Origin of the sequence: Streptococcus sanguinis (genome assembly GCF_008329445.1) — a bacterium.
Classification (GTDB): Bacteria; Bacillota; Bacilli; order Lactobacillales; family Streptococcaceae; genus Streptococcus; species Streptococcus sanguinis_O.
In genome coordinates this window covers 69,916-89,389 of the sequence record NZ_VIBR01000005.1, presented here as the reverse complement: position 1 = coordinate 89,389, position 19,474 = coordinate 69,916, and the positions used below count along the sequence as shown (strand labels likewise).

General features: G+C 43.6%; 20 protein-coding genes. 5 read left to right on the top strand and 15 right to left on the bottom strand.

Annotated elements, in window-relative coordinates:
• From FKX92_RS10835 to FKX92_RS10790, 10 genes are all read right to left on the bottom strand, one after another.
• Window positions 1-1,461 (bottom strand): type II secretion system protein, encoded by a 1,461-nt coding sequence (locus FKX92_RS10835; RefSeq protein WP_002899605.1) that lies wholly within the window; start codon window positions 1,459-1,461, stop codon window positions 1-3.
• Window positions 1,462-1,473: 12 nt separating this feature from the next.
• On the bottom strand, window positions 1,474-2,862 hold the full coding sequence (locus tag FKX92_RS10830; protein WP_149566313.1) for a prepilin-type N-terminal cleavage/methylation domain-containing protein: 1,389 nt from the start codon (window positions 2,860-2,862) through the stop codon (window positions 1,474-1,476).
• Window positions 2,863-2,879: 17 nt separating this feature from the next.
• A complete protein-coding gene (locus FKX92_RS10825; protein WP_004184883.1) occupies window positions 2,880-3,374 on the bottom strand; it encodes a hypothetical protein in 495 nt (164 codons plus the stop codon).
• A 136-nt stretch (window positions 3,375-3,510) separates the two neighbouring features.
• Window positions 3,511-3,957, bottom strand: a complete 447-nt coding sequence (locus FKX92_RS10820) for a prepilin-type N-terminal cleavage/methylation domain-containing protein (RefSeq protein WP_004184884.1) — start codon at window positions 3,955-3,957, stop codon at window positions 3,511-3,513.
• 71 nt (window positions 3,958-4,028) lie between these two features.
• A complete protein-coding gene (locus FKX92_RS10815; RefSeq protein WP_004184885.1) occupies window positions 4,029-4,484 on the bottom strand; it encodes a type II secretion system protein in 456 nt (151 codons plus the stop codon).
• A gap of 107 nt (window positions 4,485-4,591) precedes the next feature.
• On the bottom strand, window positions 4,592-5,086 hold the full coding sequence (locus FKX92_RS10810; RefSeq protein ID WP_004184886.1) for a prepilin-type N-terminal cleavage/methylation domain-containing protein: 495 nt from the start codon (window positions 5,084-5,086) through the stop codon (window positions 4,592-4,594).
• A gap of 122 nt (window positions 5,087-5,208) precedes the next feature.
• Window positions 5,209-6,435: a type II secretion system F family protein gene (locus tag FKX92_RS10805; protein WP_004184887.1), complete on the bottom strand. Its 1,227-nt coding sequence runs from the start codon at window positions 6,433-6,435 to the stop codon at window positions 5,209-5,211.
• A 3-nt stretch (window positions 6,436-6,438) separates the two neighbouring features.
• On the bottom strand, window positions 6,439-7,503 hold the full coding sequence (locus tag FKX92_RS10800; RefSeq protein WP_002894192.1) for a type IV pilus twitching motility protein PilT: 1,065 nt from the start codon (window positions 7,501-7,503) through the stop codon (window positions 6,439-6,441).
• A gap of 1 nt (window position 7,504) precedes the next feature.
• Window positions 7,505-9,187, bottom strand: a complete 1,683-nt coding sequence (locus FKX92_RS10795) for a GspE/PulE family protein (RefSeq protein ID WP_002894193.1) — start codon at window positions 9,185-9,187, stop codon at window positions 7,505-7,507.
• Between the two features lie 1,122 nt (window positions 9,188-10,309).
• Complete coding sequence (locus FKX92_RS10790) at window positions 10,310-11,197, bottom strand: cation diffusion facilitator family transporter (protein ID WP_149566312.1); 888 nt, start codon at window positions 11,195-11,197, stop codon at window positions 10,310-10,312.
• 169 nt (window positions 11,198-11,366) lie between these two features.
• Here FKX92_RS10790 and FKX92_RS10785 point away from each other — a divergent pair, with 169 nt between their 5' ends.
• The gene (locus tag FKX92_RS10785) at window positions 11,367-11,888 is read left to right on the top strand and encodes a TetR/AcrR family transcriptional regulator (protein ID WP_023917100.1); all 522 of its coding nucleotides are present in this window, start codon (window positions 11,367-11,369) and stop codon (window positions 11,886-11,888) included.
• A gap of 38 nt (window positions 11,889-11,926) precedes the next feature.
• Entirely contained in the window at window positions 11,927-13,093 is a 1,167-nt protein-coding gene (locus FKX92_RS10780) for a CynX/NimT family MFS transporter (RefSeq protein WP_149566311.1), read from the top strand.
• Between the two features lie 25 nt (window positions 13,094-13,118).
• Here FKX92_RS10780 and FKX92_RS10775 read toward each other — a convergent pair whose 3' ends face one another.
• Window positions 13,119-14,381, bottom strand: a complete 1,263-nt coding sequence (locus FKX92_RS10775) for a S41 family peptidase (RefSeq protein ID WP_149566310.1) — start codon at window positions 14,379-14,381, stop codon at window positions 13,119-13,121.
• A gap of 3 nt (window positions 14,382-14,384) precedes the next feature.
• The gene (locus FKX92_RS10770) at window positions 14,385-14,966 is read right to left on the bottom strand and encodes a DNA-3-methyladenine glycosylase (protein ID WP_187759432.1); all 582 of its coding nucleotides are present in this window, start codon (window positions 14,964-14,966) and stop codon (window positions 14,385-14,387) included.
• Window positions 14,967-15,246: 280 nt separating this feature from the next.
• Between FKX92_RS10770 and FKX92_RS10765 the strand changes: the two genes are divergently transcribed.
• The 3 genes from FKX92_RS10765 to FKX92_RS10755 all read left to right on the top strand — a co-directional run bounded on the left by FKX92_RS10765 (window position 15,247) and on the right by FKX92_RS10755 (window position 17,409).
• On the top strand, window positions 15,247-15,642 hold the full coding sequence (locus FKX92_RS10765; RefSeq protein WP_002899368.1) for a hypothetical protein: 396 nt from the start codon (window positions 15,247-15,249) through the stop codon (window positions 15,640-15,642).
• A 163-nt stretch (window positions 15,643-15,805) separates the two neighbouring features.
• The gene (locus tag FKX92_RS10760; RefSeq protein ID WP_149566308.1) at window positions 15,806-16,552 is read left to right on the top strand and encodes a DeoR/GlpR family DNA-binding transcription regulator; all 747 of its coding nucleotides are present in this window, start codon (window positions 15,806-15,808) and stop codon (window positions 16,550-16,552) included.
• Window positions 16,553-16,584: 32 nt separating this feature from the next.
• On the top strand, window positions 16,585-17,409 hold the full coding sequence (locus tag FKX92_RS10755) for a Cof-type HAD-IIB family hydrolase (RefSeq protein WP_149566307.1): 825 nt from the start codon (window positions 16,585-16,587) through the stop codon (window positions 17,407-17,409).
• A 30-nt stretch (window positions 17,410-17,439) separates the two neighbouring features.
• Here FKX92_RS10755 and FKX92_RS10750 read toward each other — a convergent pair whose 3' ends face one another.
• The 3 genes from FKX92_RS10750 to dltC are packed head-to-tail and all read right to left on the bottom strand — an operon-like array spanning window position 17,440 to window position 19,466.
• Window positions 17,440-17,925: a GNAT family N-acetyltransferase gene (locus tag FKX92_RS10750; protein ID WP_149566306.1), complete on the bottom strand. Its 486-nt coding sequence runs from the start codon at window positions 17,923-17,925 to the stop codon at window positions 17,440-17,442.
• Window positions 17,926-17,965: 40 nt separating this feature from the next.
• Window positions 17,966-19,234, bottom strand: coding sequence for a D-alanyl-lipoteichoic acid biosynthesis protein DltD (dltD, locus tag FKX92_RS10745; RefSeq protein WP_149566305.1), 1,269 nt, complete (start codon window positions 19,232-19,234; stop codon window positions 17,966-17,968).
• Window positions 19,227-19,466 carry a D-alanine--poly(phosphoribitol) ligase subunit DltC gene (gene dltC, locus FKX92_RS10740; protein ID WP_002894204.1) on the bottom strand — a complete coding sequence of 80 codons (240 nt, stop codon included), beginning with the start codon at window positions 19,464-19,466 and terminating at the stop codon, window positions 19,227-19,229. Before dltC ends, dltD begins: the two co-directional genes overlap by 8 nt.
• Window positions 19,467-19,474: the final 8 nt, after the last annotated feature.

The window sequence follows — 19,474 nt, the reverse complement described above, 5'->3', positions numbered from 1 at the left end:
TTAGCTTGCCTTATACTTATCGCGGAAGTATTCAGCAAGTTTTTGTATATTGCTGTTATTCAGACTTTCAGTATAAACTGCAAACTCATTAATATAAGTATTGCCACCAAAGATAATCTGACCACTACTAATATTATGCGTCGTTCTGTTTCTGGTCAGCGAAACTGTTTTATTATAGACTGATTGTCCATTGATAAAAATTTCAATCCCTAAAGAGCCATTCTTCGCAGCACTGCGCACTTGTATAGAATTATCATTACTATAGTCTAACTTAACATTTTGTATATATTCCTGACCACCGTTATTAGCTGTAGTTGTATCTACTGTTTTAATAGCAATTCTACCATCGTTTTCCAGATTAATCCCCCAAGTTAGTGTATCATCTAGTTTATAGGTTAGAAGCGGTCCGGTCTGCTGACGATTCCCAATCAATACAGAAGTCGTATAGCCATTATTAAAATTATGATTACTAAACTGCATCGTACGGCCATCAAGTGCTATTAACTGTCGAGTCTGGTTAATTGCAGGCTCTTTATAATTCAGAACAGGGATAGTCGCGCCATAAACAACATCATTAAAATAATCTCTTACTTCTGTATTAGTATGTAACTGATTATCCGTTGGTATAAGCGAGGTAGTATTTCCATTCTTAAGCAGAGCCAAGTCGGCATCTGTATGAAGACGCACGTTCTGTGTAACTGGCAGACCCATAATCCAGATACGGTCTGCTTCCTGATAATTTCCTACCCGTCCATAAGAGTTAATGGCTCGAGCAGCAAAAGTCAGGTACTTCCCTCTCATATCATCTGTAATATGTATCCCGGTTTCTAACTTTGATAATTGTTTAAAATCTGTCGGCATTTCTGGAAAAAGCGTCTGAGATATAGTGCCGTCACCTTTTTGGCCTATCGTTCCCACTGGGACAATGCCAGACACCCCTTGTCCTATAGCACGATCACTTAGAAACCATCCAGATTCTGTGTAAATCCTAGTTTTACTCTTTTTCTTACTATCAGCTATATCTACTTTGCCGCCGGGAGTCGTTATCCCCATACCAGCATAATAATACCTTTTTCCACTAGGGATAGTAACCTTCATATCAGGAAGTCCCAGCGGGGTTTCGATTGCATTAGCAGCAAAAAGATGGATTTTTTTGATTCTATCATTATAAGACAGATTTGTACCTTTTACATCAATACTCTGCTTGGTTCCATTACCGATTTGGTAAGTAAAGGTTTCAATATCTGTTCCTGTACCTTCGTGTTTCTTGCTTTCAGCCAGTTGTTTCTCGAAAGACTCCTGAATATCAAAGTTGATAGCATTCTGACTTCGCTGACGGAGAATATTATTAAAACTCCCAGAAAAGAAGGTCAAGAACCCTGCCGCAATAACTCCAATCAGAATCAGAGAAACCAAGACTTCGACCAGTGTAATCCCTCTGTGTCTCTTTAATCTTTTCATCTCTGCTCCCTTCTACGGCCCTGATACAAACCACAAATCCTGTTGAATTTGCTTTTTAATGTCAGAAAAGGTCTTTTGCAAAGCTTCTTCATTCGTAGCTGATACATATTTAGTCTCCATACCACCCTCGCCAATCCTATCTGTCAAGCTTTGACCATAAGCGATTTCATGGTCCACACCAGAAAAACCAATCACATTGACCCGCTTAATACCAAGGCCAAATTTTTTAGACACTTCTCCAGCATAAGCAATAGAGTTTTCACGCGTTATCGAGTCTCTAGAATACAAATCATAGCCCAGACGACTGTACTCATACCCTAAAGTTGGGGACAGATCATAAATAGGATTGTTAAAAGTTACACGACCAGCTCCCTGGCTAAGATCTACTCTATTGCCAGCGTACAAGGCCCTTGAATCTACTAAATAAGCATTAGGTATGCCATCTGTCAATAGAACTATATATTTAAGCTGAGCTGGTTGAGACTGCAGACTAATCATCCCATAGCGAAGTCCATCCCCTGGATTTGTAACACCATCCGGGTTTAAATTTTCACGTTTAGTTATGGTGGCTATAATAGTATTTGTACCGTTATCTAAATTAGAAAAATTTTGTTGAATATATTTTGCTGAAGTAGAGAAGCCCACTAAGTTCACACTAATATTCCCAATTTCCGCAAGGTCCTTGATCATGATTACGGATTTCTTTCGTAGAATATCCATACGACTCTCATTACCAGTTTTTTTAACATTTCTTCCCTGCAAATCCCAATCCATGGAACCAGATGTATCAAAAACAAAAGAAACAGCAATATTCATCTGCCCTTGAATAGGGTCAGTTCGATAAGCAATAGCAATCCCTTTCTTGCCTTTAGCAACTTTAGAGAAGACCTGCTTAGTATTAAGAGCTGATATAGCTGTATCAATAGACAACTTATTGTTAGTATCTGGATATTTACCAGACAGGTTATAACTAATCAAGCGATTGTCTTGATAGGCACCTTCTGTCTTAAATTCCAAGTCCAACTTCATATTATAGAGAGATTTGGTTCCCAACTCGCTGACATCCCAGTCCTGTTTTTGCTTGTTCCAGACATAGTTCATGACCTTCTTGCCATCCGCAGATAGGCCGATATAGCTCCATTCTCTGCTTAGTCCTTGCTTAGAACCTTTGAACTTGCTATCATCCAAGATAAAGATTGAGGTTGCCTTACCAACGGTCCGATCCACGTACTGCATGGATGTTCGCATTTCCGCTTGGATACTCGCTTCACGCTCGATCAATTCTCGGCTGGAAAACATGGTGTTAAATATAACACCAATGATGAGTGCTATCATGCTCATCAACATGATAGCCATAATCATCTCGACCAGGGTAAAACCTTTTTGTATTTGTTTCATCATTCCTACCTAAATTATTTTTACTTCTGCGCCGATCTCAAATGTCCTTCTTCTGAGCGAATTCCTTTTGTGTCAAAGTTGAAGGTTACAATATGCTCGTAATAGTCATTGGAGCCAGCTAATTTTGACTTCGATTTGATCGTGATATTATAATTTTCAGGACCAGTCAGACCATCTACAAGCTGACCATTCATCTCGATCTCTGCTACACCGCCATCCTTAAAAGTATGGGTTGACTTAATCGGCACGCTTGAAGGATTCATGCTATGGGCCCGCTCGTAAAACTCTTCATAAACTGATGACGGATTGCCGTCAACAGGGTCCAAATAGGCACCCCAAGCCAACTGCGTACCGGAAGTCGCTGTGTACTTAGCTTTTAGGTAGCTAAACATCCGCTGAGTCTGACTTTGCCCAGTATCTACGATAGATGCTAAAATTCCAATCATAGCAACCAGTATTACAATAGTCACAATGACCATGGGCAAGGTTGATCCCTGTCTTTTTTTTCCTTTCATTTTATTACTCTCCTAATACTTCTACTTTTGATATTGCCAAAATAGTTGTCACAGTCTGACAACTACTTTGGTAATATCCGACTGCCCAAGCAGTCGGAGTAAAAATAATTTTTTCAAGTCTTATTTCAGCAGTCTATTAATTTTGATTAACTCCATTTGCTGACCAGTCGTAAGTCCATACTTTGTTGTCACCACCGCCTGAAGGTTTAAAGGTTGAAGTCAGGGTTGTACCATTAATAACATGTGCTGCCTCAGTACCATTTTTAGCCAAGGCATCCTCAATCTTTGTTGAATTCTTAGTCGCATTTTTAGAAATGTATGGCGCCAGTTTTTCAATGGTAATATTCTTAACATCTGATGGATCATCTTGTGCTCCGATATAAGACTGGATTGCTGATACCAACTCACGGTGTTCAGACTGGATACGACTCTTACGAGCGTTGTCTTGGAAGGAAGTGATAGCTGGGATTGCTACAGCTGCAATGATGGCGATAATGATAATTACCACGATCAACTCAACCAAGGTAAAACCTTTACCTTTTTTCTTCAAGTCCTGACGGAATTTTTGCAATTTGTTTAACATTTAAATATTCTCCTATTTCTTTTTATCTTTATTATTCGCTGAATACAGCTTAACTTTTAAACTACATTTAGCTAGTTGGTATGTGAACTACTATATCTCCAATCGTAAAGCCAAGTTTTGTCCTTGGTTTTACTAGCACCAGCTCCTGAAGGATGGAAGGTCGAAACCAAGGTTGTTCCATCAATTTTATGAGCCGGCTCCTTATCATTCTTAGCAAGGGCATCCATAATTTTAGTTGAATTTCCCTTGGAATTTTTAGAAATATAGGGTGCCAGTTGTTCCATTGTAATTGATGTTACAGTTTCCGGATCATCCTGCGATCCGATATAAGACTGAATAGCAGTTGCCAACTCACGGTGTTCAGATTGGATACGGCTCTTACGAGCGTTATCTTGGAAGGAAGTGAGAGCCGGAACCGCTACAGCTGTGATAATCGCGATAATGATGATGACCACAATCAACTCAACCAAGGTAAAACCTTTACTTTTTTTAAAATTATGACGAAATTTTTGCAATTTGTTTCGCACTAACTTCTCCTAATTCTTTTTCACAAGGGCTGCTGAGCAACCTTTTTAAATATCTCTCAAATGTAGGGTTTTAATTCATCATTTCTTAGATGATTTGATGATTTGCGTTAGTTCTTATTAACCCCGTTTGCTGACCAGTCATAAGTCCATACTTTGTTCTCACCACCGCCTGAGGGTTTAAAGGTTGAAGTCAGGGTTGTACCATTAATAACATGTGCTGCCTCATCACCATTCTTAGCCAAGGCATCCGCAATACTTGTTGAATTCTTAGTCGCATTTTTAGAAATGTATGGCGCCAGTTTTTCAATGGTAATATTCTTAACATCTGATGGATCATCTTGTGCTCCGATATAAGACTGGATAGCTGATACCAACTCACGGTGTTCAGATTGGATACGGCTCTTACGAGCGTTGTCTTGGAAAGAAGTGATAGCTGGAATCGCTACTGCTGCGATGATAGCGATAATGATAATTACCACGATCAACTCAACCAAGGTAAAACCTTTACCTTTTTTCTTCAAATCCTGACGGAATTTTTGCAATTTGTTTAACATTTTGAATAGATCTCCTATTTTTTCACAATTTTTACTATTTTCGCCCACAGGGGCATTTGTTTTGTTCCTAGCTGGGAGACCCTACAAACTCCCAGCATCAGAACGGTTTTCCTAACTTTTTGTGCAGAGCAGTTGCCCTGCTATCTCCTAAACTTTTCTGAAGCGCCTTCCTACTGGTCAGCTCCAGATCCTGCATCCACAGCGTGAGCAAGCTCAAACATTGGCAGCATGACAGAGGCGACGATACCTCCGATGATAACTCCCATGACGATAATCATGGCTGGCTCCAAGAGTGAGAGCAACTGCTTGATCGCTGTTTCAAGCTCTTCTTCATAATAATCTGATGTCTTGACCAGCATGGACTCCAGAGACCCAGACTCCTCACCAATCTTGACCATGGAGAGCATCATAGGCGGGAAGAGACCAGTTGCGGTAATCATCCCTGTCAGACGCTCCCCTTTTTGCAGACCTTCATTAGCGATCTTCATCTTTTCAATGACGACAGCGTTGTTGGTCGTTGCGGCAGCTGACTCGATAGCCTCGACCAGAGGGATACCCGCACTGGTCAGGATAGCCAAGGTGCTGGCAAAGCGAGCAGTGACAATCTTCTGCATTGGCCCCTTGATGACCGGCAGCCAAAGCTTAAGTCGGTCCAGCTGGTAGCGACCTACCTCTGTGCTGCGATAACGCAGGAAGAGGAAGACTAGAATCCCTGTCACACCGAAGAGGATATACCAGTAAGAGCGGACAAAGTTACTAGCTGCTAGGACGATACGCGTTGGCAACGGCATGGCCATCCCACTCTGCTCAAAGATTCCTGAAAAGCTTGGGATAACGACATAGAGCAAGGCCAGGACTGCCGCCACAGCTAGAAAGGCTAGGACTGCGGGATAGATCATAGCTCCACGAATCTGGCGGCTGGTCTTGAGCTCTTTATTATAGTGCTCAGACATCTTTTCCAGCACCTCGTCCAGCTTACCAGTCTTTTCACCAGCCTGTACCATACGGATCAGGAGATCGGGAAACATCCCTTCCTGATCTATCATGGCCTTGGACAGCTGGCTACCTTCTTTTAGGCTCTTGCTGACGATTTTAAGGCTAGATTTGAGGTTCTTTGAAGTAGCCTGTTGTTCTAGGATATCCACTGCATTATTGAGGGGAATCCCTGACTCCAGCATAACTGACATCTGCTTACAGAAGAGCGATATGTCCTTGAGCTTGATCTTCTTGCTTTGGAAAAGGACAATCTCCTTAGAGCCCATGACCTTTTCTTCGACACTGATTGGCTTCCCTTTGAGACGGATCCGATTGACGGCGTCAGTCCGGTTAGGCGCATCCACCTCTAGTGTGACGACCCCTTGCCTAGTGTCTAAGTATTTACAAACATATACTGTCATGCTCTAGTACCCCACTATTCCTAGGGATTTTTCAACTTGAGCGCGATCCACTGAGTAGGACAGCAGTGTTCTCTGATCAATGACATTGCGACGGTAGAGTCCCATGAGCGAAGTGTCCATGGTAATCATGCCTAGCTGAGCCCCTGTTTGGATTGGCGTCAGCAGCTGGTGGGTCTTTCCTTCGCGAATGAGGTTGCGAATAGCGGGTGTTCCCAGCATGATTTCAAAGGCGGCCACACGACCCTTGCCGGTCGCTGTACGCATGAGCTGCTGCGATACAACCCCTTCCATAACGGCTGAAAGCTGTACACGGATCTGCTCTTGCTGCTCGGCTGGAAATACGTCGATAATCCGGTCCATGGTGTTTACGGCACCGACCGTGTGGAGAGTTGACAGGACCAAGTGACCTGTTTCCGCCGCACGCAGAGCGATTTCAATTGTTTCCTTATCCCGCATCTCACCGACTAAGATGACATCCGGGTCCTGACGAAGGGCGCCGCGGAGGGCATTGCCGAAGCTTTGCGTATCCGCTCCCAGCTCACGCTGGTTGACCAAGCACTTATTATGCGTGTGCATGTACTCGATCGGATCTTCAATCGTGATGATGTGCTCGTCCCGCAAGCTATTCATGTAGTTGATCATGGTTGCCAGGGTCGTTGACTTTCCGCTTCCTGTTGGCCCGGTAACCAATATCAGCCCCCGGCGTTTCTCAGCCAGCTTTTTGATAACTGGTGGCAATCCCAGAGATTCCATAGATGGAATATCCTTGGGAATGACCCGCAAGGCAATTCCGCAGTTATTTTTCTGCTTAAAGATATTGACCCGCAAGCGATAGCCATTATCGACCTCGTAGGCACAGTCCACTTCACCGACTTCTAAAAGATGGGCAATCTGCTTATCATTTAAAATGTGCTTGGTGAAGCGAACCGTGTCTTCGTTGGTCAAAATTGTATTGTTGAGTTGTGTTAACCTCCCGTGCAGACGCATGGTTGGTTCAGCGCCAACCGTGAAGTGGATATCTGATGCACCCGCTTCAATCGCCTGCTTAATTAACTCATCCAAATTCATCCTAAACTTCCCCTTCTAGACTAAAGGCAATCTTCATTGCTTCTTCAATCGTTGTAGTCCCCTGTTTTGCGATATCAATGGCCTCCTCCGCCAAGTCTCGCATACCATTTTTCTTAGCTTCTGCTCGAAGCTGTGCTGTTGTTCCACCATCATTAATTAGTGACTTAATCTCCCGTGTCACTGCCATGATTTCGTGGATAGCGATACGTCCATAGTATCCCGTACCGCTGCAGTAGTTGCAGCCGCGTCCGCGATACAAGGTGTCTCCCTTGTGAATACCGATACCTGCATGTTCATTTGTTTCTACAGTGTACTCAGTCTTACACTTAGGACAGATGCGCTTAATCAAGCGCTGTGCGATAATACCGACAGTCGCCGTTGAGACCAGATAAGGCTTGATGCCCATATCGACCAAACGGTTGACTGTACTAGCTGTGTCATTGGTGTGGATAGTCGAGAGAACGACGTGACCAGTGATAGCGGCCCGAACCGCGATACTAGCTGTCTCTTCGTCCCGAATCTCCCCCAAAAGAACGATGTCCGGGTCCTGACGCAGGATACTTCTCAAACCACTCGCAAAGGTCAGTCCAGCTTTGTTATTTACCTGAACTTGGTTGACCCCTTCCAATCGGTACTCAACCGGATCTTCAACAGTGATGATATTTTTTCCTACATCATTGAGCTCACGGAGCGCTGTGTAGAGAGTGGTTGTCTTTCCGCTTCCTGTAGGACCAGTCAGCAAGATAATGCCTTCTGGCGCCTTAAGAATATCTTCAAAGAGCTTCTGATTGGTTGGCGAGAATCCCAGCTCCTCTTTACTGAGGAGAGTTGCATTCCGGCTCAAAATCCGAATAACGATTTTTTCACCGAATACAGTAGGCAAGACTGAAACCCGCATATCGACTTCTTTGCCGTCGATGGTTGTTTCAATCCGTCCATCCTGAGGAATCCGTCGCTCGGCGATGTCCAGACCACTCATGATCTTAATCCGTGTCGCAATGGCTGAGTGAGCATTGGCTTTCAACTGCATATTTTCCACCAAGGTCCCGTCAACCCGGAAACGAACACGAACAACTTTTTCAAAGGGCTCAATATGGATATCGCTGGTCCGCGTCTTGATTGCCTGACTGATAATCGAGTCAATCAAACGTACAACCGGAGCGTTTTTGATTTCGAGATCTTCTTCGACAATCTCTTCATCCACATTAAAACCTTCGATTTCGGTCGCTGCCTGTTGGGCTTCTTCTCCTTTAGAATAGTATTGATCGATATACTTCTCAATATCATCCCGAAAAGTTACATAAGGTTCTACCGCCATCTTAGAAACGATTTTAACGTCGTCTAGGGCGATATAGTTGCTTGGGTCTGCCATCGCAACTACTAACTTGGGTTCTTCTCCCTCTTCCCCATCTGTGAAAGAGATCGGAATCAATCCATGACGTTTAGCAACTTTTTCTGAAACCTTCTCGACAGCTTCCTTTTCTATCACAAACTGTGATAGATTGACATGAGGTACACGATAATAGTAACTCATGACTTTCAGCATATCTTCTTCTGTCACATAGCCCTTGCTGATTAGATATCTCTCTAACTGCATGTTTGATTGTGGCATATCTTGAAGAATTTCTTCTTTTTGAGCTGCCGTTATCAGATTGAATTGAACCAATATAGCGATTAGTGCCATTTGTTTCTCCTGTCTGTGATTTTTTTGTAAAAATCCTTCAATTCTTTCTATGCGTTAATAGATAACAGCTTTCTTAAAAAAATCTCCCTCGCTTAAAGCTTCCTTTAAGGTTTCTTTAAGCTTTTTAAGTTAGGCTAGTACATGGAAAATTTACCAATAGAACCAAACTTAATGTTTTAAGTTAGATGCTTTGAGCAGTATCTCCATTTGATAAACCTAGTAAACAATCCTTAAACCAATCCTAGGATTGATAAGGGCGTTTTAGTTTTGTCAAAAGGGGCGCAAAAAAGCAGATGCCAAAAACATTTGTTCTTGCGTTCTTAAATACTATACAAAGCAAGTTCTCTTGCAAAAATTTCTCATGCTTTTAGATGCAGGTTAAACCGTGTGTGTGTGAAGTTGGTTTAACCCGAATCATCAAGCAGCCAGTGCCATAAGATAAGAATTCTTGTCTTATGGTTTTTCTTTTTACCGATATGCATATTTTGGTAGGAAATGCTAGGAACAAAAGCTTTATTTGCTTTAAAAAACATTTACCTATCACAGTATATGACATAATTGACATCTTGTCAACAGGTTTGCTTCGAAAAAAATGATTACATTTAAAAAAATGTTTAATTTTGACAAAACCTTGTTATATCAAGCTTTTTGACACTTTTTTAAAGCGTTTTTTTACTTCGAGGATAAAAAAACAGCAAATTTTTTTGAGGAATTTTCCCCTTTACTGCTTCTTTTTCAACCTTCAGATGGACAGTGTGACAGCATCTGTCCTCTTCTGATCGGTAGTCGATATGCTTAGGAAAGGCGCTTCAGGACAAGGCTTAGCAAGCTTTGCCTGTTTCTTCCTACCCAATAGTATATGCTAAAGAAAAAGCATTGTCAATACATTTGCATTTTATTATATGTAAAACCTATCTAAAAATGCACATTGTGCGCGGCTTGTCTATTTTTTATAGAAAAACTACAAAATCAAAAAGGCTAGAATTTTCAAAAAGGGAAAAAGACATATTAAATAAGAAGAAAATTGTAAAAATAGAACCAGTTAAGTGATGAAAATTAGACTGCAAAACGAAAAACAGCCCGAAATATCGGACTGCAGAGATATAATTTACACTAGTACTATTAAGTATGAGGTTTTAAATCACTCTCCCCACCTAAACACCACTCTTCATGCTCTTCCAAGCTGCTATCCGTCTGGATAGTGATTTTGGTGATGCCATAGGCTTGCAGTTCTTGACGCAGAGTAGTCTGAGTCTCGGCCAGCAGCTCTGGATTTTCAAGACAGATATGGATCATGGCAAATTTTTCCAAACCATCTGTGGTCCAGACATTGAGCTGGGTAATAGCCTGAACGTTTTCAACCGCCAAAATTTCCTGATAAAGCTGACTCAAATCAATATCGCTAGGGATATGATCCAGAAAAATCTTGATGTTTTCCCAGAACTTAGGCAGGGCCTTGCTGAGGATGAAGCCCGCGATAAGCAGGGAGAGCAGCGGATCTAGAAAATACCAATCGGTAAAGCGCAGAACGATAGAGACCAGAATAACAGCCACCCAGCCCAAAATGTCCTCTAAGAAATGGAGACTGAGAATAGACTCATTATGACTGTGTCCATGACCATGGCCGACTACCTTGCTGGCTGCTAGATTGACTATAATGGCGAAAATACCCAGCACCAGCATCCCGTCATAATTAACCTTTTCAGGCGCAAAGACCTTGGGTACGTTTTCGATAATCACCAAGGTCGAGCCGACTAGCAAGATGACCGAGGTCAGCAGGGCTCCCAAAAGGCTGTAGCGCTTATAGCCCAGAGTGTATTTCTTGTCTTCTTTTTTATTAGAAATTTTTTCAAAAAGGGTGGAAAGTCCGATGGCCATCGCATCTCCCGTGTCATGCACGGCATCGGCTAATACAGCGCTGGAATTGAACATGAAACCAAAGATAAACTCAAGAATGGCAAAGGAAAAGTTTAACAGAAAGGCAATAGTCATATTTTTACTAGATTTCACGGCAGCCTCCTTTCAGTTTGGCTAAATTTATAGTATAATGTAATCAAAACGGAACACCTTGTTCAGTTTTCTTCATCTTTATTATCCCTTATTCTCAGAAAGGAAACAAGAAGCAATTGAGGGGCTTTGTCTGTTATTGAACAATCCTGCTCTTTTGTTCCGAAACGCTATGGACAGACGAGTCAAGAAATCACGCGCAGCTATTTACCAAGCTTTTATCAGCCTGCTGCATCAAAAAAGCTATGAAAGCATCACCGTGCAAGAAATCATCGACCTGGCAGACGTTGGCCGGTCGACTTTTTATGCCCATTTCGATACTAAGGAAGCTTTGCTAGAGGAGGTTTGCCAAGACCTCTTTCAGCATACCTTTCTTGAACGCGACGACGGCAAGGATCTCTTTGAAGCAACCACCCACATTTTCAAGCATTTCCAAAAGAATCAGGACAAGATTGCAACCTTGCTGCTTTCGAAAAATATCTATTTCACCAATCGCTTAAAGATTGAGCTGGAAAACTATCTCTTTCCGATGATTCAGGAGCAGCTCCTGCAGAAAAAATCTCAGCTGCCAGAGCCCTTTCTGAGAAATTATGTGACTTCTACCTTTGTGGAGACGGTCAGTTGGTGGCTCCAGCAAAAGAAAACATTACCAGAAACAGTTATCAGCCAATATTTTCTGGATTTGATGGACTGATTTTATTTTGATATTTATATAGGAGGAAACTTTACTTTATGAAAAAGAAACATTCGACATTTTTGCTTCCAGGTATTTTGATGGTGGGGGTTGTCCTACGGGCGCCTTTTGCAGTGCTGCCCGTTGTGCTGGGCGATATTGCCAAGGGGCTGCAAGTTCCTGTCAACTCTCTGGGACTGCTGACTAGCCTGCCCTTGATCATGTTTGCCCTCTGCTCAGCCTTTTCCCCACGCCTAGCTCAAAAGGTCGGTCTGGAAAAGCTCTTTACCCTAGCCATGATTGTGCTGACTCTGGGCTCTTTTATTCGTATCTTTAACCTGCCTCTACTCTATGCAGGTACAATCATGCTAGGGGCCGCCATCGCCGTCTTAAATGTGCTCCTGCCTAATGTTATTCAGGCCAATCAGCCAGAAAAAATTGGATTTTTAACCACGCTTTATATCACTTCTATGGGACTGGCCATCTCAGTCATGTCTCCCTTGGCTGCGCCTATTGTCCGCTTAGCTGGCTGGAAAGGACTGATTCTCGTCCTGACCTTTATCTGCTTACTGGCCTGCTTGGTGTGGATTCCCAACAGCCGGCACAATCACAAACTGACTGGTAAAAATCGCGAGCAGCAAATGGGCTCCCTGCTAAAAAATCCTAGAGTATGGGCTCTGATTGTTTTCGGTGGTCTGCAGTCCTTACTCTTTTATACGGCTATCACTTGGCTGCCGACTCTTGGTCAGTTGGCAGGACTTTCAGATGATGCTACTGGTTTCTTGGCCTCTGTCTTTTCCTTTATCAGTCTTCCTTTGGCCATGACGATACCTAGTCTGACAACGCGTCTATCCGCTAAAAAACGCTTGGGAATGATCGCTCTCTTTTCTGTAACTGGTATGGTTGGCCTAGGTATGCTGCTGGTCAGGACAGATTCCTTTGTCTACTGGCTCATCCTCAATCTGCTAATCGGTATGTCCGTCAGCGCCCTCTTCCCCTACCTCATGGTCACTTTCTCGCTGAAAACCACTACTCCTGAGCAAACCGCTCAGCTATCTGGCTTGGCCCAGACTGGTGGTTATATTCTGGCCGCCTTTGGACCTAGCCTCTTTGGATACAGCTTTGATTTATTCCATTCCTGGACTCCAGCCATCCTCATTCTCATTGGCTTGGCTGCCATCGTGACACTAACTCTCTTTTACATTGAGAAGTTTGACAAGATATAATAAAGACGAAAAACGCTTAGAAATCCTAAGCGTTTTTGCAATAGTTGAGGCACTCTTCCAGGTCCACATCCCGCTCTAAGTGTTCTGGTGTCCAAGGAATCAGGATATCCGGTTCAACTCCCTTGTCATTCATGCCCTTTCCTTGATCAATCCTAATGTCACGTGAAGTGGGAAACAGGAGCTCATAGTCACCAAAATCCTTCACGCAGCAATTGGAATAATCTAGAATGCCCATAGTCGGACGCCCTAGAACCGTAACCTTGGGCATCTTTTTCATAGTATCAACAAAATTGTCACCTGAAGACCCACAGGTAACATCTGCTAGCACAAAGACTTTTTCAGGTCGAGCTAGGCCTAGGACATCTGGCAGAAAGTTTTGATTGCTGTCTTCATCGCCATAGAGGACATAACCTTTCCCCCGATTTTCTTCTAGCTCTTTTAGAAATTCTTTGATAATTTGGTGAGTTTCTGCTGACAAGTTTGGATCTTTCAGGATATTTTGCATCAGTTGCTGACGCAAATCAACATTTCTATCGGTATAGAGAATCTCCATCCCATCATCGTTTGGCAAATCTAAGTCACTGAAGGCCTTCCCCTGAGGGAGAGTATATTTGAAAAGTGGATAATAAAGCGAGTCCGTCCCGCCATAATTGACTCGAACATCAATGATTAAATACTTGGCCTGCTCAATAGCTGCTTGGCTGTCTGCATATAGCTGAGTGATAGCAGCCTCATCCGTAAAATCTTCTAACTTAAGATAGACGATGTCCTCAGAAAGATTGTGCCATTCAAACTGCGGTGGCTTCTTTGTGTGAGCGGTCGGCTGAACATGCAGTTGCTCTTCCTTGCCATTGCGTACCACTGTAACTTCTCCGGCATGCCCCACAAAGTAAGCCCACTCCTTGTGCTGGCGCTCTGGTGTGGAACTGACAAAATAATCCTTGTGCTCTTGATACACCTGAGGCAAGGCTTTTCCATCTAAAGCTAGAATCTGGTCTCCACGTTTCAGCCCCGTATCGCTATTTGCCTGCAGAACATAGAGGCGATCTTGGTAGTATCTCAGTTTAAAACCGGGCGTTTGCGTTTCCTTAAGCCCAAACCAAACATGAGACAAAATCCCAAAACTGGCTATATAACAATGCATCTGGTAAAGAAAGTCCTCTTGGCTCATCTGGTCTGTGATACGCGCTCTATATTCCTCGGGATTTGCACCCGTGATGTCTTTCTTTGTAGAGGAATCCTCTCGCATAATTTCTACAACTTGCTCAAAAATCTCTGTTTTCTTCATCTTTTACTCCTTCTTCCAGGTGTCCTCATCATCCAGCAGGCCTCGCTTAGGAATTTTTGAGACATGACGATTGCCGGCCACATAAAAACCTAAAGGCTCCTCTCGCCAGGCATCTGTGCAGGTCACGCCAATCCGCGGACGACTGGCAATCTGATTGGGAGTCAGATCATGGGCTAATTGCAGACTGGAAGTCGCTAAACTCTGGCCATCAAAGCGCTTATCAATCCCAGCATACTTTGTTAGCTTGCCAGGGCCGTTAGCTAAAAGTCGGCCATCCGGAAGCTCCAAGGCTCGAATCAGTACGGCTTCGGCTACATTTTCAGCCTTGGTCACCAGATTCAGCATCTGATGACCATAAATCTGATAAACATACCAGTGACCTGCTGACAGATACATGGATTCATTCTTAGGAGAGCGGCGCCCTCTAGCCGAATGACAGGCACTATCCTGACTTCCTAGATAGGCTTCTGTTTCGACAATTCGGCCTAACTTCTGGCCATTTAGAATCAGCTGCATACCTAGCAAAGCTCGCGCTGCCGCAACTGTGTCCACCTCGATTAGTTTCTGAAAATCTCTTGATAACATAGGTTGATTATAGCATGATTTCTCCATTTAAAGAGGAAAAGAAATGTTGCAAAAATGTTATTTTTCTCCTTCTCACGGACAAGAATTTTGTTACAAAACAATTACACACTAAATAAGCGGAAAATCGTGGAAAAGCTTATAAAATCTATGTATTGTCTAATTAACTTGCATATATTTTGTAACATTTTTATTAACAGAGCATGTTATTTATGTATCAATCCAGTTTTTCATTGCTTCAAATGAAATATTTGTTTAATATTATACTAGAAGGAGGGGTAAGATGAAAAAATTATCTAAAATTTCTTTATTTTTATTACCACTAATTGCACTTTTCTTTTTAGCAGCTTGCGGAAATTCTGCGGATAAGAAGACTGAAGAAAGCTCAAGTTCCAGCTCAAGCGTATCTTCTTCATCTAAAGCTAAAACAAGCTCTAGCAGCACATCTGAAGAAAGCGGCAGTGCCAAAGTCAACGTAAACGGCGGTGATACTAGCGTTAATGTAAATGGCGATGACGAAAGCGGCGATGCTTCTGTTGAAACTAACGGAGACGGTGCTGCTAATGTACAAACTGATAACGCTGGTGTTAGCGTAAATGAAGATGGCGTTCATGTTCAAGGAGGCGGTGTTGATGTTAAGGTCGGCAGCGATGGATCTGTCAATATTCAAACACCTTAATTGAAAAATATCTTTTGATTATTATAAATCATAAAAACCGAGTTTTGCTCGGTTTTTTTGTCTTTCTCCTATGCATTTCAAAAAACTTGTAAAACATTAAAAATACTTGTAAAAACTTATCCGTCGTGTTATACTCTATTTAGAAAAGCAAGGAGGGACATGCATGTACCAAGAACAACGCTTAGCTGAAATCTTAGAGCTTTTGGCTGAGAAAAAACAGCTGTCAGCCAAGGATATGATTGAACATTTTCAGGTCTCTAAAGATACCATCCGGCGAGATTTTTCGATTTTGAGCGAGCGTAGACTTGTGCAGCGCACCCACGGAGGTATTATCCCGCTGGATACTAGACGGCAAATCCCCTCCTTTAACGACCGTATCAACCAACTAAGTCAAGAAAAAAAGGCTATTGCTCAGAAGGCTCATGACTTTCTCAAGCCGGAGCAGATTGCTTTCTTTGATGTCTCAACCATCGTTCTCCATCTGGCTCAGCGCATCAAGGAGCCTATGACAATCTATTCCCATTCTCTGGATAATGCAATCATGCTGAGCAGTCAGGACAAAGTGAACTTTCACCTCTTAGGCGGGAAATTTTATCCCAAAAACCGATTCTACTACGCGCTCAATGAAGCAGAGCTGTTGCAGCAAATTTCTTTTGACATTGCCTTTATCGGAGCAGCTAGTGTCTCTGACGGTCTAGTCAGCTTTGAAGACGAAGCTGATGCCCATCTGAAAAAACTGGCTTTGAAGCACGCCAAGACTAAGATTCTGCTGGCCGAACAAGACAAGTGGCAGAAAGAGTCTAAGTACATCCTGGGTCCTGTCAGCGACTTTGACTACTGGATTACGGACCAAGAGCCCAGCCCTGAAGTCCAAAAACTGCTCGGAGACAAGGTTAAAATAATTTATTAAATCGATCTTTTAGACACAAAGGAGGAAGAGCTATGACACAACCGATTCGTCTGATTATCAGCGATATTGACGGCACCATTTTGGATGACCAGCACCAAGTAGATTCTGAGCTCAAGGACATGATTCCCCCGCTAAGCCGAGAAAAAATCCCTTTCGTCCTCGCTTCTGCCCGATCTCCTCTAGGCATGGAGCCGATTGCCCGTGAGCTGGGGCTGGGAGATAATCCGCTGGCCTGCTACAATGGCGCTCTGGTCATCAAGGGTGAACCGCAAGCTTATGAAACTATTATCGAGCATCCTCTGGACAAGAAAGAAATCCGCACTTTTCTGGAACTTGTCAAGGCTGAATTTCCTAGTGTGTCCATCAATCTCTATTCTGGTAAGGATTGGATCGCTGACCGTCTGGATAAGTGGGTGCAGATAGAGGCAGCTATTACAGGTGAGCAGCCGATAATTCAGAATGTACTAATGCCGGTGCTGGATGTGCTAATGCCTGCTCACAAGTTACTCCTCATTGATGAAGCGCCTATCATCCAGAAACTCCATGACTACCTACAGACCTTGGACTTTGCCAAGACAGCCTTCTATCTCTCTAAGGACAACTACATGGAAGTCACGGCCAAGCATGTCTCCAAGGAGCAAGCCTTATACGAAATTGCCCAGCACTATCAAGTGCCACTAGAGCAGGTTATGACAATCGGAGACAACTTCAATGACCTTCCTATGCTCCGCCTGGCTGGACTTGGAGTCGCTATGGGCAATGCCCCCGAAGTAGTCAAAACCGAGGCAAAAGCCGTGACCAAAAGCAACAATGAGCACGGAGTTGCAGAAGCTGTAGAAAAGTATGTTTTGATATAACGCAAAAAATCTGCTCAAGGGCAGATTTTTTTATTGATGATAGTCATAAGCCAGGCGAGGACTGCCATCAGCCACATAAATAATGCCACACTCCCTAAAGCCGTAGTTCAGCACAGCTGCCTGCATAGGCTGATTGTCCGCATGGGTATCGATTCGCAAGTAGGGAAGCTGCTGGCAACAAAAATCAAAGACCTGACGGGACAGGCCTCTGACTTGGCCATTTGAAGCGATGCGGTGAATGGTGCCGTAAGGCTCCGCAAAATGCCAGGCTCCCTTTTCGATGACCCGATAGGTCGGGTCTTCTCCAATGATAAAGGCAAAAGTGCCGACCAGCTGCTCTTCTTCCTCGACAACAAAGGAATGGCCAGCCGCAATGTCATCCTCAATCAAGCTCGCGCTGGGATAGCCTCCATCCCACTGAGTCGGATTGCCTTGGTCTTTCATGAACTGACGAGCCACATCATAAATCGCCATAATGGCTGGGATATCTTCTATTTGGGACAAACGAATCTTCATCTTTCCTCCTTTATAAAAATAAGGCTGGAAAGTCCCAACCTTATTTGAATTCTTCTGGTTTGCCAGTATACTGAGACCATTCCTTAGTGAAGAAGCGGTCATTGATCTGGTAGTTTGGCGCCGGCTGTGGATTGGCTACAAAAGGATCAACCGCCTTGTCAAAGGCCAGCCAGCCATTCCAGCCCATGTGAATAGTGTCCTGCATGAAGTAAGGCTTGTCTCCGTCCTTAGAAAAGTCAGCAATATTGGTAAAACCCTGACTTTCCAGCTGGTAGCGAATCTTGGCAACCGTCCGCTGGTACATTTCAGGACTAAGTCCTGTATACTCCATCCACTTAGAATTAACCGGTGGAATGATAAAGATGACATTAGTCTTTGACTTGGCGAACTGGTCCAGAACCAGCTGCAAGTCGTTGTACTCAGGGGATTTTTCATAAGATTGCTTGGTTTGAAAACCTCTTAGCTTGGCAACCTTGCCGGCCAGACGGGTCTTGTAAAATTGATTGTCTATGCCGAATTGATTGTTATTGGTCTTCTTCTTGGCTTCTGCTGTAGCAATCTCTTCCAAAGCCTGATAGGAGAAGGTGTCTGGCAAATCAGCCATATAAGGCAAAATTCGCTGGTCATAATTTTCATTATTAAGGGCAGCAAAGTTGCTGAAAAAAGCATCTTGGCGCTCATTAAGATGAGCCATCATCTCAATATGACGCTCTTCAAAGCTACTCAGTTTTTTACCTTCAGACAGCTTCTGCACACTCTCTGCCATAGCGACATCTGGATAGAGCTGCAGGAGGCGCTGGGCTGCATATTGTGCCGCCGCATCTCCTTGCTGCTGAGACAGATAAGCCGTCAGCTGATCGCTGTTGAAGTACTGCTGAAAGGCCGAAGCATCATAGCCAGTCTTGGTAAACCACTGGGGCGACACTACATAGACCGCCGTTTGTCCCTCCAACTCAGAGGACATCTGCTGCATACCAAAGTACTGATTAAATGATGCTGCTCCGCGCTGGCCTAGAAAATAAGGTCGATAGGAGCGGTCGTACTTCTCAGCAAGGACCGCCGGATGCATGCTATCAAAGCGCAGCCATTCGCTAGAGCCAAAAAAGGGAACAAAGCGCATCTTCTTATCGGTCAAGGCTGTCACCTTCTTACTGCGGCTCTTGAAGTTTTCTGCTGTCAGGGTCACTGCCGAGCGCTTCTCTGCTTCTATATCATGCTTTTTTTCAAGCGGATAGAAGAAAAAGAGCAGGGCAACCATGGCCATGGCGCAGAAAACTGGCCCCAGAATCAGCCAGAGTCGTTTAAGCATTGCGAAGCTCCGTCACGCCTTCAACGATTTTATTGGCTGTGTTCCAGTCATCGCGGCCAAACTCTGACACTGGCACGCGAATGTCAAAACGGTTTTCCAGCTCAACAATCAGCTCGACCGTTCCCATACTGTCTAGGACACCAGCGTCAAACAAATCCTCGTCCATCATGTCTGACACATCTTCCATAAATAGTTCTTCAATAATTTCAATTACTTCTGCTTTTATATCCATTTTTCTTC

Bases quoted from the DNA above. Each gene is read 5' to 3' on its own strand.
- FKX92_RS10800 (WP_002894192.1), bottom strand. From the start codon at position 7,503: ATGAATTTGGATGAGTTAATTAAGCAGGCGATTGAAGCGGGTGCATCA.
- dltD (WP_149566305.1), bottom strand. From the start codon at position 19,234: ATGCTTAAACGACTCTGGCTGATTCTGGGGCCAGTTTTCTGCGCCATG.
- FKX92_RS10825 (WP_004184883.1), bottom strand. From the start codon at position 3,374: ATGAAAGGAAAAAAAAGACAGGGATCAACCTTGCCCATGGTCATTGTG.
- FKX92_RS10775 (WP_149566310.1), bottom strand. From the start codon at position 14,381: ATGAAGAAAACAGAGATTTTTGAGCAAGTTGTAGAAATTATGCGAGAG.
- FKX92_RS10755 (WP_149566307.1), top strand. From the start codon at position 16,585: ATGACACAACCGATTCGTCTGATTATCAGCGATATTGACGGCACCATT.
- FKX92_RS10780 (WP_149566311.1), top strand. From the start codon at position 11,927: ATGAAAAAGAAACATTCGACATTTTTGCTTCCAGGTATTTTGATGGTG.
- FKX92_RS10785 (WP_023917100.1), top strand. From the start codon at position 11,367: ATGGACAGACGAGTCAAGAAATCACGCGCAGCTATTTACCAAGCTTTT.
- FKX92_RS10820 (WP_004184884.1), bottom strand. From the start codon at position 3,957: ATGTTAAACAAATTGCAAAAATTCCGTCAGGACTTGAAGAAAAAAGGT.
- FKX92_RS10770 (WP_187759432.1), bottom strand. From the start codon at position 14,966: ATGTTATCAAGAGATTTTCAGAAACTAATCGAGGTGGACACAGTTGCG.
- FKX92_RS10750 (WP_149566306.1), bottom strand. From the start codon at position 17,925: ATGAAGATTCGTTTGTCCCAAATAGAAGATATCCCAGCCATTATGGCG.
- FKX92_RS10835 (WP_002899605.1), bottom strand. From the start codon at position 1,461: ATGAAAAGATTAAAGAGACACAGAGGGATTACACTGGTCGAAGTCTTG.
- FKX92_RS10805 (WP_004184887.1), bottom strand. From the start codon at position 6,435: ATGACAGTATATGTTTGTAAATACTTAGACACTAGGCAAGGGGTCGTC.
- FKX92_RS10795 (WP_002894193.1), bottom strand. From the start codon at position 9,187: ATGGCACTAATCGCTATATTGGTTCAATTCAATCTGATAACGGCAGCT.
- FKX92_RS10765 (WP_002899368.1), top strand. From the start codon at position 15,247: ATGAAAAAATTATCTAAAATTTCTTTATTTTTATTACCACTAATTGCA.
- FKX92_RS10760 (WP_149566308.1), top strand. From the start codon at position 15,806: ATGTACCAAGAACAACGCTTAGCTGAAATCTTAGAGCTTTTGGCTGAG.
- FKX92_RS10830 (WP_149566313.1), bottom strand. From the start codon at position 2,862: ATGATGAAACAAATACAAAAAGGTTTTACCCTGGTCGAGATGATTATG.
- dltC (WP_002894204.1), bottom strand. From the start codon at position 19,466: ATGGATATAAAAGCAGAAGTAATTGAAATTATTGAAGAACTATTTATG.